We start from the raw sequence: 12920 nt of genomic DNA on the forward strand, positions 1-12920 counted from the left end.
ATGTCGAGCCGGGTTCACTTCGAGGTGTCCGATGGCCGTCACCGTTGATCAGATCAGCGTCGAGATCACAGCCGTCGTCGGCCAGTACAACCAAGCGATGATTCAGGTCGCCGCCGTCACCACCCGCAACATGGCGGCGGCCGAGGGTGCTGCGAAGAAGGGCTCCGCCGGAATCGAGAAGGCCCTGGAGGCGGTCGCCGCCCGGGTGCCGGGGCTGGTCAAGGGGTTGATCGAGGGGGAGAACGCGCTGCAGCTGTTCCTGGGGGAAGCGGCGCAGTTGCTGCCGATCTTCGGGCCGTGGGGCACCGTCCTGGCTGCCGCCGCCGACGTGCTGAGCGCTCTGATTGAGAGGTTCGATCTGTTCGGCGAGAGCGCTGAGGAGGCGGTGAGCCGCGCGACGCGTGGCTTCGACAAGGTGCGCGAGAGCCTCCGCGGGGTCCTGGACGACATGGAGGTTGCGGGCCTCGGCTTCGATGACCTCGCACAGAAGTCCAAGGACGCTATGGATCGGGCGAAGACCGAGGCCGACAACACGGCAAATGCCATTGCCGCCATCCAGAAGGAGATCGCCGGCGCCGGCTTCGGGATCCGCGGAGGCGCCATCGGCGAGCGCATCCGGGCCTACGGCGGCGAAGCGGCTGATCGGAAGATCCTGTCGCTTCTGGAGGAGATCGAATCCAAGGCGCCGATTTCGGCGCAGCGGCTGGGAGAGATCCGCCAGCGGCTGAGCGAGTTGGGGGCCCAGGTTCTGTCCGGCAAGGACGATGTAGAGGTCCTGACAAGCGCGATCGATCAAAACAAAGACAAGGTCTTCGACCTGGAGAAGTGGCTCGGCACGCTTCTCAGAACGATGGAGCGGCTTCAGTCGATGCAGAACGGCGCGACCGAAGCCGCGTACGGCTTCGGTCGCGGCTTGGAGTATGCGGCCGACCGTGCGGGATTCCTGCGCAACGCGGTCGATGCGCTGGCCGAGGTCCGCGCCTCCATGCTGCCGAAGGGCGGGCTGTCCTTCGGCGGCCAGTCGGCGACTTTCGCGACCACCGATCTGCAGACGGCGCTCGCGGATCTCGCGGGCCGGGGCCTGGGGACCGACAATCCGGGCGCTTTCGGGATCCCGCCGCGCTCCGACGCAGGCGGCCTTCGCCCTAAGGCGCAACGGAAGGAGGAGCAGAAGGAGCAGGACCGGCAGGCCGACCAACTCGACGCCGACCACACGAGAGCCGAGCAGCTGACCAAGAGCGTGATGACGGCGCAGGAGAAGTACAATGAGAGCCTGGCCGAATACAACCGCCTGCGCGACGAAGGATTCATCGGCGAAGAAGCCTATCTGCGCCTCCGCCGCGACCTCAACGCCGAGAACAACGGCTATGTCGAGGGCATCCAGGCGATCGGACAGGCGATCGAGGGCGGCATCCAGGGCGCGACCAGCTTCTCCGACGCCCTGCTGAAGATCGGAACCTCGCTGGCCCAGCTGATCGCCCAGGCCGCGCTCTTCGGCCAGGGGCCGCTCGGCAAGCTGTTCGACAGCCTGTTCGGCACCAGTGGCGGCATCTTCAACCTGGCCGGCGCCATCACCGGCTCGCTCGGCGGCGGTCTCGTGCAGCCGGCGGGATCGCCCATCGCCGTGCCGATTCCCGGACGGCCGCCCGGGATGGCTTCGGGCGGCCAAGCGCTTCCCGGCCGCATCTACGAGGTCGGCGAGACCGGCCGCGAGTGGTTCGCGCCGTCGGTGCCGGGGCAGGTGATCCCGAACAGCGTCATCAAGGCGGCGGCCGGCGGCGGCACCGGGTCCGGCCCGCCGATCACCTTCAACATCAGCCTGGCCGGCGCCAATGGCGACCGGACCATCGCCGAGATCGCCGCCGGGGCGGTGAAGAAGGGGCTGCAGCAGGTGCCCGAGATCAACCGCCAACATCGGATCCGCTTCGCATGATCATCTACGACTGGCCGACGATCCTGGTGGCGAATGCGGAGATGTTCCGGATCGACGCCCGCACCCGCTCCGGCGGCGAGACGATCACCGGCCGCGAGCAGGCGGTGTCGTCCGGCCTCGGCCGTTGGATCGCGCGGCTGACCGTGCCGCTGCACACGCCCGCCAAGATCCGGGCCATGCGGTCGCTGCTGGCGAAGCTCGAAGGGCGGACCAACGGCGTGCGCGTCGGGCCCTGCGACTGCCGCAACGGCAACCGGATCATCCCGATCGTCGGCGACATCCCCTATAGCGATCAGGCCCCCCACACCGACGGCGCCGGCTTCAGCCAGGGGGGCATCGCGCCGACCATTGCGGAGCCGGCAGCCGCCGGCGCGCTCCATGTCGCGATCCTCAACGGCTCGACGCAACTGCCGGTGCTAGAGGGCTCGTTCATCGGGGTCGGCGGCTACCTCTACGTGGTCGTCGGCGTGACGCCGCAGCCGGACGAAACGACCGAGCTGGATATCCGGCCGAAGCTGCGCACGCCGGTCGCGGCGGGCGACGCCGTCGAGTGGTGCCGTGCCCGGGCGCCGATGCGGCTGGTGACGGACGACAGCGGTGAATTCGAGCTGCAGCTGGCCCGCATGGGCACCGCGACGCTCGACCTCGTGGAGGTGTGGTGATGCCGCTCTTCCCCGGCACGATCGCCACCCAGGCGCGGGGGCAGCAGGTCGACTGCGCCCTGTTCGTCACCTTCGAGTTCAAGTCCGGGCCGATGCGGGTCTGGGAGGGCGACGGCCCGCTGGACCGCGGCGGCTTCACCTGGCGCGGCATGGGCCACCGGCAGGACGGGATGGGCAACCCGCTGCAGTCGATCGAGGGGCTGGAGCAGGCGATCAACGGCACCGCGCCGCAGATGACCCTGACCCTGTCGGGCGTCGACAGCACGGTGGTGACCGCCGCGAAGAAGGACGCGGATGCCGACGAGATCGAAGGCCGCAACCTCATCATCTCGATCGGCTTCTTCCAGCGCAGCGCGACCGCCTGGGAGCCGCTGGACAACCTGATTCCGCTGGGCACCTGGGTCATGCAGAAGCCGAGCTTCGCCGCCACCGGCCCGACCCTGCGCACCATCACGCTGCCCTGCGAGACGCTGTTCGCACAGCGCAGCCGGGCGCCGTTCGGCATGCTGACCGACCGCGATCAGCAGCGGCGCTATCCCGGCGACAAGGCGCTGGAGTTCATCCCGAAGATGGTCGACCGGACCGAGACATGGCCCCGCTTCTGACCGCGCTGGCGATTCATTGCCGGGTCGGCGCCTCGAGCGCCTTCGCCTGGGGCCGGATGGACTGCACCTGCTGGGTGGCGGACTGGGTGCTGGCCCGCACCGGCCGTGACGCCATGGCGGCGTGGCGCGGGCGCTACCGCAGCCGGCTGGGCTATCGCCGGCTGCTGCGGCACGAGCCGGAGGGCCTGATCGGCGCCGCGGCCCGCGGCCTCGCCGCCATCGGCGCCCGGCCGATCGATCCGGCCGAGGCCGGACCCGGAGACGTCGGCGTCGTCGACACCACCGACGGCCCGGCCATGGCGATCCGCGGCCAGCTCGGCTGGCTGGCCAAGACCGGTGACGGGCTGTGGCGCTGCCCGGCCGCGACGATGGCGTGGAGGATCTGATGCCGCAGGCGATACCCTTCGTTGTCGCCGTCGCCGGCGCCGCAGCCTCGGCCGGCGCCGTCACCGCTGCGGCGGCAACCACCGGCGTGTTCCTCGGGCTCGGCGTCGCGGCGTGGACTGCCATCGGCATCGGCGTGTCGATCGTCGGCACGTTGGCGCAGACCCTGCTGGCGCCACAGCCGCCGAGGCCGAAGTTCCAGGACGGCAGCCAGACCATAAAGCAGGCGGTGCCGCCGCGGGTGCGCTGCTATGGCCGCTATCGGCTGGGCGGAGCCTATATCGAATACAACAGCAACAATGATCAGGGCGGCCTCAACACCATCCTCTGCCACTGCGCTCATGAGGTCGACGGCAGCGGCCCGACCCCAACGCAGCCCGATCGGGGGCCGAACCCCGAAGAGCATTGGCTGAACGACAAGCGAGTCGAGCGTCGCGCAAGCAACGGGGGCATCATCACCAGCCCCTATTCCAAGTACCGGGCCGGCGACGCCTCGTCCGTCTACGTCACCAATTACCTTGGGACCGCCGGCCAGGAAATTACGGTCCCGATCGACACATGGACTCCGTCCGACCATCCCGGCAAGGGTCTTTGCTGCACCTATATCGGCTACAGCGACCTGAAGGCGGAAGAGCAGCAGGAGGTGTTCCCGAACGGGCCGCCGGCCTATCGCGCCACGCTGCGCGGCGCCAAGATCTTCGACCCGCGCCTGCAGGGGACCGATCCCGGCGACCAGCGCATCGACGATGAGGCGACCTGGACGTGGTCGGACAACGCGGCGCTGGTGATCCTGGACTACCTGACGCGCACCGAACCCGGCTGGGCACCGGACGCCAACGGCAACCTGGTTTTCATGCCCATCCCGGTCGGCTTCGGCTTCGACATCGACGAGCGCATCGACCTGGACAGCTTCATCGTGGCGGCGAATCTCTGCGACCAGGTCATTCCCCGAAAGCCGCACGAGCCGCCCTATCCAGACGAGCGTCGCTGGCGGATCTGGGGCGCCTATGAGCTGACCGAGGACCGCAAGTCGGTGCTGTCCGACCTGCTCGACGCCTGCGGCGGCCGGCTGACCCAGGGCCCGGACGGCAGGCTGGGCCTGACCGTCGGCTCGCCGAATCCGGCCGTCGGCGTGACGATCACCGATGACCAGATCCTGGAATACGACTTCTCTACCGGCAAGGCTGCCATCGAGCGCATCAACGAGGTGCGCGCCACCTATGTCAGCCAGGACCAGGACTGGACCGAGGTCGAGGCCGGCATCCAGCAGGACCAGGCCTCGATCGAGCGCAACGGCATCGAGACCAGCCAGATCAAGCTGCGCTTCGTGCCCTCCGAAGGCCAGGCGCAGCGGATCGCCCGGGCCACGCTGAAGCGCGGCAATCCGAGCTGGGCCGGGCGCATCCGCGGCACGCTGGCGCTGCTCGACGCCTGGGGCGAACGCTGGGTGCGGCTGCAGCTCGCCGAGCTCGGCATCGACCAGATCTTCGAGATCACGTCGATGCGGCTGGACCGCACCACCATGTCGGTGGAGGCGGAGGTGACCAGCTATGACGGCTGGTGGGACTGGAACCCGTTGAAGGACGAGGCCGACCCGGCGCCGATCCCGAAGGAGGACGAGGCCGAGGAGGACATGCCGGAGCCGACCGGCATCACCATCACCATCGATCATCGGGCGATCAACGGCCAGACCTATGCCGCCGTCGGCGTCATCTCGTGGGATCCGCCGCCGCGCAGCGTGTTCGTCGGCCAGGCACGGTATCGGCCGAAAACGCCGCTGAGCTCGCCATGGATACTGCTCACGGCCGAGCAGGACGCCAACCGGGTGGAGACCGGCGCACTGGCTGACGGTCAGATCTACGAGGGGCAGGTGCGCTTTCTCGGGCCGCGCCGGACGGCGGGCCCCTGGGTGCCGAGAGATCCGGATGATGAGGAGAACCCGGACCGTCCGGTCGAGTTCACCGCGGTGGCGGACCCGATCGCGCCGCCCCCGCCGACCGGCCTGACCGCGCAGGCCGGCGCGCCCGGCTCCGGCCAGGTGACGGTGACGGCCACGGCGCCGGACTCGCCGAAGCACGCCGCCATGCGCTTCTGGCGCAACAGCAGCGACAGCTTCGCCGGGGCGGTGCAGGTGGCGGGGCCGTATTACGGGGGCGCCGGGTTGCCGCGCAGCACCGTGGACACGCCCGGCCTGGGCGATTGGTGGTACTTCGCGACCGCGGAGAACTGGTCGGGCGTGCGCAGCGCGCCGACCGACGGCGTGATGGCCGAACTGGCGCCGGCGGCGCCGGTGATCACCGACCCGTCCGGCCCGACCCCGACCTATGACCGGCGACCGCCGGTAAGCGGCAACGGCGCGGTGGCGGGCGCGCTGATCAAGCTCTACGCCAACGCGGTGCTGGTTGGCACCGGCACGGCGGCCGGGGACGGCACCTGGACCGTGACGCCCTCGACCGATCTCGGCCTCGGCGCGAACGCGATGACGGCGACCCAGACCGCCGGCGGCAACGAGAGCGTGGCGTCGGGCTCGGTGACGATCACGGTCAACCCGATCGACGCCGACGCCTGGGCCTATATCGCGGCGATGACGGTGCGGCCGAGCCGTGCCCGGCAGACGCTGATCAAGGCGCTGGTCGAGGCGCTGAAGGCCGCAGGCGTCTGGACCAAGCTGGACTGCCTCTATCTGCTGGCCGCGCATCACCAGCAGGCCTCTCGGCTGAACGCGAAGGCGCCGGGCAGCTTCGTGCTGACGGCGACGACGGCCGGCTCGACCGCGCCGGTCTTCACCGCCGACCGCGGCTGGCAGGGCGGCGGCGCCGGCATCACGGCGGGCGGTTACCTGGCCAGCACCTTCAATGCGACGGTGGGCACCAACCAACTGCAGCAGGACAGCAGCCACCTGGCGGTCTGGGTGCATCAGGCGTCCACGGCGGATGCGGTCGGCACCTATCGGGAGGCTGGCGGCGGCCAGATGCTGATCGCCTGCAAAAGCTCCACGGCCGTGCTGTGGACGATGAACATGAGCGCGAGCGCGGACGCCCCGGCGCAGACGGGCGACGGCACGGGCTTCTACGCCCACAGCCGTCAGGCGTCGACGGGCTACACCTCGTATCAGGGTGAGAGCAGCAACGCCGTCACGCGCGCGTCGGCGGCCCCGGCCGCCGGCGCGTTCCATGTGCTGCGCGGCGGCTCCGGCTTCTCGAACGCCCGCGTCTCGGCCGCCTGCTGGGGCGGTGGGCTGAGCGGCGCCGAGGTCGCCGCCCTGCGCGACGCGCTGCACGACTATCTCGCGGCAATCGGCGCCGCCTCCTGATCCCTGCCGCCGCGGCGGCCTCAACGACAATCTGATGGAGTGACGCGGTCATGGCGATTCCGACCGTCGACCAGGTATGGGCCGACTTCAATGCCGACGGCTCGGTGAAGGAGCCGAACAAGCAGGATATCCGCCGCCTGCTGCGCTTCATCCAGGCCATCGCCGAGGCCAGCGGGATGAAGACCTATCCCAACAAGGCGGTGATGGACGCCGACACGACGCAGCCCGACGGTAAGCCGGCGCTGCTCTGGGCCGACCCGGTCGAGGCGAACAACTACCCGACGGTGTGGGTGTGGGATGATGGGGCCAACCAGTGGATTTCTGGGGTCGACCGGATCGAGCCGATCCGGGAGCAGCAGATTGTTGATGGCCTTCGGCTCGCCGAGCTGGCGCAGGAGACGACGCCGCTCAATTTCGGGGATAGCGGCCAGTTCCGGGTGATCAACACCATCATCACCAACCCCGATACGCGCTACACGTGGTCGATCTCGAATGGGAAGCTGACATTCACTCAGAACTTTGCGGGCCTCCTTCTGATCGGCTTCTTGACACGCTTCCAGGCTGTCAAATCGCGCTCGATCGTCGTTGAATACGAGCCAACATTGGCCGATGCGGTGACGGGATTCGGCGTTTGCTTCAACCCGTCCTCTGGGGATCAGATCGACGCGAACAACTTCGTCGGCTTCGTCTGGCGGCAGACCGGTGTGGTCCAGGCTCTCCGGCAGGATGGATCGACCGTCGCGCCCTACGGCAGCAATGGCATTGTCGATGGCAACACGACTGGCGCGACCTTTGTGGCGGGCGACCGGCTGAAATGGCTCGTTCGCGTCGATGCGGACGGGACGACCGGCGCGTTCACCCGCTGGAAGAACGACCAGTTCGTGTCGAGCTTCACCGTCACAGGTCTTCCGGTGGGTTGGCTCGGCGCTGTGGCGCGGCAGCAAGGGGCGGCCGGGGCGGGCGCGTTCGGACCTGTCCTGGCCGGGGTGATCGAGCCGTTCCCGCGGCGCTTTTACATCGATCCCTCGGTGGGGCAGCCTGGGGGCGTCGGCACCGAAAAGTCGCCGTTCAAGGACTGGACCGAGGGAATCAACTACGTCAATGAGAGCGGTAGGCGAGTGGATATCGCGCTGCGCGGCGGCTTCTATGCGACGCCCCCGGAGATCCGGCCCGGTCGCTTCGACTCCGTTTCCATTCGTGGCGACCAGGGCCGACGCCCCATCATTCGTCCGGGCACCCTGCTGACCAGCGGATGGACGGCCACCCCGGGCTATGCCGATGTGTACGAACGGCCGCATGTCTGGCAAGGGATCATCAACAGCGCGGATGCCTCCGGCGGCTTCGTCGACCTGTCTCAGCCCGACGGCTGGTGGGGCTTCACGATCTACAACCGTATGCCTCCTCTCGGCACCACCCTCGCGGATTTGGCCGCGAAGCCCGCGGGTGAAGGCTGGTACTGGATCTCGGCAGCGGATAAGAAGGAGTACATCCGCACAAAGAACAAGCTGAATCCCAATGGCCTCAGCCTGTTCCGGGCCGAATGGCTAGCCGGCGTCAATCTGATGTCGCCGGCGGCGGCTGATGTTGCCGCGATGGACATCTACATTTCGGGGCTAGAGATCGCATTTCCCTACGGCCATGGCATCCTGGCCGGTCGCACGCGAGGCACGATCGAGGATTGCGACATCTACGGCGCCATGGTGCTCAACGCCGTGTCACCGAATATGATGTCGGGTGCCATCGCCAACGTTCGGGGCTGGCGGTGCTGGAACGATGGCATCAACCACACCGACCCGGCTGACTTCCAGCCGCCCAACCCGACGCCAGACCGCGTCGTCCGGCTTCGCGTGTTCGACTGTGAAATGACCGACATGGTGATCGGCGACGGCTTGTCGAATCACCAGGACCAGGATGTCTCCATTTTCGGCGGCACCTACGCCCGGAACGGTAAGTGCGGCATCGTGCCGGTCGGCAGCGCGACGATCGTCGGGGCGAAGGTCTGGGGCAACGCCGCGGAGGGGATCGGCGTCGTGGTGACCAACGCAGCGGGCGCGAAATCGTCGGTGGTCTCCGTCAGGGGTTGCTACCTTTGGGATAACGCCGTGGGGTACAGCGCGGTAACCCCCGATGTGAATGGCGACGGCAGCCAGAACACGGCGATGATCGAGATCTTGGGCGGGAGCTGCACGGGATCGACGCAGGCGCTCCTCCGGCTGCGCAACGATAGCCCGACGGGCGGCACGATAGGGAACCCCTGCCAGATCCGGGCCCGCAACCTGGCGCGCAGCGGCAACGCCGCTTATCGCCAGGACGTCACCGGTGCCCATGGCCAGGTCGGGTACGTCGATGACGTCGCGATCCCGATCACCCCGGGCGCGGCGTGATCAGCCCGAATGGCGGCGTGAAGTACACGATCGCGCTGGAATGCGCTCTACTTCAGGCGGAAAACGACCAGGAGATCTCCGGCTTCCTCGGCAGCGACGTCCTGGTCGTCCACGTGCATATACACCCGGTCGACCCGATCGCCGAACAGGTCGAGAATGGCGCGCGCTGTGGGGAGACGCTTCGCGCTGCCCACTATGTAGCCGGTGCGCTCGGCGGCGACTTGCTCGGGGCTTTTGCGGCCCCACTCGATGCCGATGGCAACGATGCCGCCAGGCTTTGCGACCCGTGCAATCTCGTCGGCGGCGCGCTGCTTGTCATCGCTGTAGCTGATCACCCAGCCGGCAAGGACAATGTCGAAGCTTGCGTCCCGGTAGGGCATCGAGTGCATGTCGCCGATCTGAACCCATGGCGAATAGGAGATCAGGTCCAGCGCAGTGACGTTCCGGCGCCGAAAGCCGCGGGAGACAAGGTTCAGGATCTCGCCCTCGGTCCTGGGGCCAATCGTCAGGATCCTCAGGTCTGCTAGGCTGATGCGCCGGGCGGCGGCCCATGCGGCCACGGGGTCGATCAGGCGACTTGATCGCTCGACGTGCAGGTCGAGCATACCCCGGATGTTGTGAGCAACGGTGGTCTTCGCGACGCCGTCACCACTGGTGGTACGCAGTCGGCGCGTTAGCAGCACGTACCAGGCATAGCGCGAAGCCGCGACCGCGAAGCGCGCGAGCTTGGTGCGCAGCAGTTCCCGGGGGAAGTCCCCGATGATAGGCCAGAGCCAGTTATGGATCGCACGGCGGAGCGATCGACGGTGTTTGGTGGTGGAGCCGTCGGCCGCGGTCAAATCGGTCGTCATTACAAGGATCCTTCGAATTCGGGTGCACCCTGTTGCGTCGGCTTGGCCCTGTCAACCCGACACCTAGGTGCCAACTTCGCCTTCGACCGCAGGCTCATGCGTCCGACGCCCTTCTCTGATAGCGACGGCGTCAGCGACCCTGCGCCCAATCGTGATCATTGGTCGCTCGATCGACGTGTAGATGGCCCAGGCGGCCAGAACGGCGACTGCAATGGACAATGGAACGCTGGCCCAGGCTGGCAGCCCGGTACCAGCAAAGGCGAAAGCTATCTCAACCACATCCCTCGCATGGACGTGAAAGAGGTAGAGGGAATAACTGATTGCCCCTAACCAAACCGGCAAACGGCTAGAGATCCGGACCGCGGTGGTCAGCGTCGCGAAGATAGCCAGCGCGACCAGATACGAGATCGTGTACCGGACCCAGTTCTCCTCGAGGCCGAGATCAATATTGTAAGCGAGGAGGCTTATGGGCGGTATGAGGCCGACATAAAGCAGGAGCATCCAGATGGCGTACCGGCGGTGCGTCTCCGACCCATTCACGATCGCTTCGCGCCAAAGAGTGCCCCAGAACATGATGGAGAGCGAAAGCGGGAGTGCCACCGGGACCTTTCGCTCCAGGTAGAACCGCGCCACGGCGAACAGGACGGCAATCGCCAGCCAGGCGATGCACGCCCAGAGCGTGAATCGGGCCATACGCAGCAGCCCGGCTGCGAACGCGAGCGCACACAGGATGTAGAAGATCAGTTCGATGAACAGGGTCCAATAGACGCCGATCAGGTTAGGCTGCCCAATCGCTGTCTGGGCCATGCTCAGATTGGCCAGGACGTTGGCGACCGAGGGTAGGTCCGCGCCGGCGAAAAAGAGCAGGGCGAGGTATGCTGCCATTGAAAGCCAGTAGGCCGGGTATAAGCGAAAGAAACGAGAGATCGCGAATTGTCGAAGCGGAGCGGAGCCCTTCGGGAAGCTGAAGGGAATAACGAACCCGCTGATGGCAAAGAACACCACGACGCCGACCTTGCCTGGGTCGATGATATCGTAAATGAGGGTTCGTGTTGGCCCCGTGGCAACGGGCTGGACATTGTGCATCAGCACCACAAGTAATGCCGCGATGCCTCGTAAAGAGTCGATATAGGCGAGGCGGTTAGACTTTCCCCCTGCCATCATGGCCTGGCCTCCTGCGCGAGCCAGGTAGATTGTTTGGTGGACCTGGGCCGAAGGATCGTCACCCCAATCCAGAAGCATATGAACGCGAGATTGAAGAAGATGCCGTAAGCGGCAAGGAACGTGTTGACCACAACTGCCGAGGCAACCTGCATCACGAAGGTAATGTATAATGGAAGTGCGGCGACATCGCCTTGCAGTACGCGCTTGCGGATGAACGAAATAAATCCGCCAAGTGCTAAGCAAAATGCAGGAGCTATCGGTCCGAAATCGACGTAGAATGGTCCAAACATTGTAGTATATATGCCTGCTCTAGGAACGGAAAATACAACAGAGTTCGCGTCATAACCGACACCCCATAGTGCAGATAAGAGTCTCGGAAAAAATGGGAACCCATAAAGGCCCCACTGATCGCCTTTCGTATAATGCTCTACAAGGTATATAAATTCTGGGACGCCGTGCAGTATATATTGTGAAAAAGTAGTTGCAATGAAAGTGCTGTCATTCTGCCAATCAGTTAGTGTTGACGTAAAGTGATAATACTCATTAGTGACCGGGACCAGATGCGTAAAGGCGGAGAATTTGATGACGCCTTCGACTTTCAGGCCGATCTCGGTGAGTCGGGCGATGAACAGGAGGCCTCCGAGATAAATGAGGCTGACAAAGCCGAGGACGATCGCTGCCACAGCCAGTTTGGATGTTCGACGAAATATGATCAGGCGAGCGATCGCGAGCATACCGATGCTCATGAACATGCTTGAACGAGAGCCGATGACGATCGTGAGGAGGGGCCACAGGAGGGCCAAGCCAACGCTTGTCCACGTTCTGCCGACCTGCACTCCGTTGCGCCGAGCGACCGCATAGAGCATGTACGGGACAACAGTGAAGGGGACCAGCATGGTCGACGCCATTGAGAACGCATTGGCACCTGCGGTCTCTATCTTCTCCCGATTTTCCATGAACTCGGTGTCGATCGTGAGGCCGCGCAGGAAGACCCAGTCGGCCACTCGCAGGAAAATGCCAAGGATTCCCAAGACGAAGGCCACCTTGTAAAGCAACCGAAGGCGTTGATGTTCGTCGTCGCGATCAATCAGCAACGTCGGTAACGACTTGGGCTCGAACAACATGAGCCCTCCGAGCAGGGCCGCTAGGCAGACTCCGAGCAGTACGTAGGGGTAGTTCGACGCCGAGGCGTACATCTCGACCGGTGCGACCCAGAAGATGGCCAACCACGCGAGGCACATCCACAACAGCACACTGACCGGCGTCAATGAGCGTGGGTTGATCAAGCTATGTTCGGTAAACCGGGTCATGCGCAATACGCCATTATGAATCGTGCCGATCTTCGCTGGTCCGACTGGCGAATGCCAGCACCTTCGCCCGTCTGGTACGGGCTTTTTCATGCGCGCGCTCTGCGGGCCATCCTTCGGGGGCGGCCGGTCGAAGATGCGCAACGCCCGAGCTCCGGCCGTCGAATCCGTCTCTATCGCAGGACCGGCCGGCGGGATCCTGCCCGGCCACTCAGCGTGGCGGTTGGCTCTGAAACACAATGCCCCCTTGGGGGCCAATCCGTCCCCCGAGCTGCTTCACCACGGGCTCCACGGCACGGTCCAAAACACTGGGTTGC

Annotated in this window: 9 protein-coding genes; 6 read left to right on the forward strand and 3 right to left on the reverse strand. The window is 65.9% G+C overall.

Annotated elements, in window-relative coordinates:
* The first annotated feature begins 31 nt into the window (after window positions 1–31).
* Genes KXR53_RS17145 through KXR53_RS17170 form a run of 6 tightly spaced genes read left to right on the forward strand, consistent with a single transcriptional unit; the run spans window position 32 to window position 9281 of the window.
* Complete coding sequence (locus KXR53_RS17145; protein ID WP_437376455.1) at window positions 32–1933, forward strand: hypothetical protein; 1902 nt, start codon at window positions 32–34, stop codon at window positions 1931–1933.
* Window positions 1930–2595 (forward strand): hypothetical protein, encoded by a 666-nt coding sequence (locus KXR53_RS17150; RefSeq protein ID WP_437376456.1) that lies wholly within the window; start codon window positions 1930–1932, stop codon window positions 2593–2595. The genes KXR53_RS17145 and KXR53_RS17150 overlap by 4 nt, the downstream gene beginning before the upstream one ends.
* Window positions 2595–3200: a hypothetical protein gene (locus KXR53_RS17155; RefSeq protein ID WP_437376457.1), complete on the forward strand. Its 606-nt coding sequence runs from the start codon at window positions 2595–2597 to the stop codon at window positions 3198–3200. The genes KXR53_RS17150 and KXR53_RS17155 overlap by 1 nt, the downstream gene beginning before the upstream one ends.
* Window positions 3185–3586, forward strand: a complete 402-nt coding sequence (locus KXR53_RS17160) for a DUF6950 family protein (RefSeq protein ID WP_437376458.1) — start codon at window positions 3185–3187, stop codon at window positions 3584–3586. Before KXR53_RS17155 ends, KXR53_RS17160 begins: the two co-directional genes overlap by 16 nt.
* Entirely contained in the window at window positions 3586–6897 is a 3312-nt protein-coding gene (locus KXR53_RS17165; RefSeq protein ID WP_437376459.1) for a phage tail protein, read from the forward strand. Before KXR53_RS17160 ends, KXR53_RS17165 begins: the two co-directional genes overlap by 1 nt.
* A 50-nt stretch (window positions 6898–6947) precedes the next feature.
* Window positions 6948–9281, forward strand: a complete 2334-nt coding sequence (locus KXR53_RS17170) for a hypothetical protein (protein ID WP_437376460.1) — start codon at window positions 6948–6950, stop codon at window positions 9279–9281.
* A gap of 47 nt (window positions 9282–9328) precedes the next feature.
* Here the strand turns inward: KXR53_RS17170 and KXR53_RS17175 are convergent, their stop codons facing one another.
* From KXR53_RS17175 to KXR53_RS17185, 3 genes are all read right to left on the reverse strand, one after another.
* Entirely contained in the window at window positions 9329–10132 is an 804-nt protein-coding gene (locus KXR53_RS17175) for a class I SAM-dependent methyltransferase (RefSeq protein ID WP_437376461.1), read from the reverse strand.
* Between the two features lie 63 nt (window positions 10133–10195).
* Window positions 10196–11296 carry an acyltransferase family protein gene (locus tag KXR53_RS17180; RefSeq protein WP_437376462.1) on the reverse strand — a complete coding sequence of 367 codons (1101 nt, stop codon included), beginning with the start codon at window positions 11294–11296 and terminating at the stop codon, window positions 10196–10198.
* Window positions 11293–12747: an O-antigen polymerase gene (locus KXR53_RS17185; RefSeq protein ID WP_437376463.1), complete on the reverse strand. Its 1455-nt coding sequence runs from the start codon at window positions 12745–12747 to the stop codon at window positions 11293–11295. Before KXR53_RS17185 ends, KXR53_RS17180 begins: the two co-directional genes overlap by 4 nt.
* Window positions 12748–12920: the final 173 nt, after the last annotated feature.

This window comes from Inquilinus limosus, from assembly GCF_051487185.1.
Lineage (GTDB): Bacteria > Pseudomonadota > Alphaproteobacteria > DSM-16000 > Inquilinaceae > Inquilinus > Inquilinus limosus_F.

Coding starts and splice junctions, on each gene's coding strand:
- KXR53_RS17145 (WP_437376455.1), top strand. CDS start 32: ATGGCCGTCACCGTTGATCAGATCAGCGTCGAGATCACAGCCGTCGTC.
- KXR53_RS17150 (WP_437376456.1), top strand. CDS start 1,930: ATGATCATCTACGACTGGCCGACGATCCTGGTGGCGAATGCGGAGATG.
- KXR53_RS17155 (WP_437376457.1), top strand. CDS start 2,595: ATGCCGCTCTTCCCCGGCACGATCGCCACCCAGGCGCGGGGGCAGCAG.
- KXR53_RS17160 (WP_437376458.1), top strand. CDS start 3,185: ATGGCCCCGCTTCTGACCGCGCTGGCGATTCATTGCCGGGTCGGCGCC.
- KXR53_RS17165 (WP_437376459.1), top strand. CDS start 3,586: ATGCCGCAGGCGATACCCTTCGTTGTCGCCGTCGCCGGCGCCGCAGCC.
- KXR53_RS17170 (WP_437376460.1), top strand. CDS start 6,948: ATGGCGATTCCGACCGTCGACCAGGTATGGGCCGACTTCAATGCCGAC.
- KXR53_RS17175 (WP_437376461.1), bottom strand. CDS start 10,132: ATGACGACCGATTTGACCGCGGCCGACGGCTCCACCACCAAACACCGT.
- KXR53_RS17180 (WP_437376462.1), bottom strand. CDS start 11,296: ATGATGGCAGGGGGAAAGTCTAACCGCCTCGCCTATATCGACTCTTTA.